This is a genomic window from Microbacterium barkeri (genome assembly GCF_027921765.1).
In the GTDB taxonomy this organism is placed as follows: domain Bacteria; phylum Actinomycetota; class Actinomycetes; order Actinomycetales; family Microbacteriaceae; genus Microbacterium; species Microbacterium barkeri.
Window position 1 is genome coordinate 1 of record NZ_BSEJ01000028.1, and the last position, 1,683, is coordinate 1,683.

The 1,683-nt window shown below is 52.4% G+C and carries 2 protein-coding genes; one reads left to right on the plus strand and one right to left on the minus strand.

What is annotated here, in order from left to right; genetic code table 11:
* Nucleotides 1–250 (minus strand): 3'-5' exonuclease (locus tag PKE79_RS16405; protein WP_309299980.1); only part of this gene is annotated, 250 nt, incomplete at its 3' end.
* Nucleotides 251–303: 53 nt separating this feature from the next.
* On the opposite strand from PKE79_RS16405, the gene PKE79_RS16410 reads away from it, so the two are divergent.
* Nucleotides 304–1,284, plus strand: a complete 981-nt coding sequence (locus tag PKE79_RS16410; RefSeq protein WP_000019473.1) for an IS5-like element ISKpn26 family transposase — start codon at nucleotides 304–306, stop codon at nucleotides 1,282–1,284.
* Nucleotides 1,285–1,683 lie beyond the last annotated feature (399 nt).

A 1,683-nucleotide genomic window follows, 5' to 3' on the forward strand; every position in this document is an offset into this window, starting at 1 on the left:
TGGTACCGTAGCGATTGGTGGGGCCGTAATACCCCGCTGCAAGTCGCTTGGCGCAGTACACCGTCAGAGAGTCCAGCCAGCTGGCACGGTCGTTATGCGCTGCCGCTGTCTGCTTCAGAATGCGCGTATCAAACTCAGCATTGAAAATAACCAGCGGGCGCCGGCCGATATGGTGCTGCAGCTGCTGCGCAATATCGGGCCACGATGGCGCACTGACCAGATCATCGTCACTGATGGAAGGTGCGAACAAGTTCCTGATATGAGATCATCCTATTCATCCGGAGCGCATCCCAGAGGGACATCATGAGCCATCAACTCACCTTCGCCGATAGTGAATTCAGCACTAAGCGCCGTCAGACCCGAAAAGAGATTTTCCTCTCCCGCATGGAGCAGATTCTGCCATGGCAAAACATGGTGGAAGTCATCGAGCCGTTTTATCCCAAGGCGGGCAATGGCCGACGGCCCTATCCGCTGGAGACCATGCTGCGTATTCACTGCATGCAGCATTGGTACAACCTGAGCGACGGTGCCATGGAAGATGCCCTGTACGAAATCGCCTCCATGCGCCTGTTTGCCCGATTATCCCTGGATAGCGCCCTGCCGGATCGCACCACCATCATGAATTTCCGCCACCTGCTCGAGCAGCATCAACTGGCCCGTCAATTGTTCAAGACCATCAATCGCTGGCTGGCCGAAGCAGGCGTCATGATGACCCAAGGCACTTTGGTGGATGCCACCATCATTGAGGCACCCAGCTCTACCAAGAACAAAGAGCAGCAACGCGATCCGGAGATGCATCAGACCAAGAAAGGCAATCAGTGGCACTTTGGCATGAAGGCCCACATTGGTGTCGATGCCAAGAGTGGCCTGACCCACAGCCTAGTCACCACCGCGGCCAACGAGCATGACCTCAATCAGCTGGGTAATCTGCTTCATGGAGAGGAGCAATTTGTCTCAGCCGATGCCGGCTACCAAGGAGCGCCACAGCGCGAGGAGCTGGCCGAGGTGGATGTGGACTGGCTGATCGCCGAGCGTCCCGGCAAGGTAAAAACCTTGAAGCAGCATCCGCGCAAGAACAAAACGGCCATCAACATCGAATACATGAAAGCCAGCATCCGTGCCAGGGTGGAGCACCCGTTTCGCATCATCAAGCGGCAGTTCGGCTTCGTGAAAGCCAGATACAAAGGGCTGCTGAAAAACGATAACCAACTGGCGATGTTATTCACCCTGGCCAACCTGTTTCGGGTGGACCAAATGATACGTCAGTGGGAGAGATCTCAGTAAAAACCGGAAATAACGCCAGAAATGGTGGAAAAAATAGCCTAAATAGGCTGATTCGATGTGTTTGCGGGAAAAAAATCGGCCCAGATCCGCGAAATTTTAATCAGCGAGTCAGCTTGGGAAGAAATGACCTGCTTATTCGCACCTTCCTTAGTGCATCGAGCTCGGTGATGTGCTTCACTTCATCGCCGATACGTACTGTGTTAATGCCTCTTCCCGTCATGATGATCCCCTCCGGCAATATCAGTTTCAGATTAACGCTGTTATGATGATGATTTAACTACACACTAAAGGCAATCTAACGTTTAATCATACCTCTGATAATAAAGAACATCATGGTTAATGAAAACACAATCAGAAGCCAGCCAAAGGGTTTGGCATCAAAAACAGTAGTGATGCAAT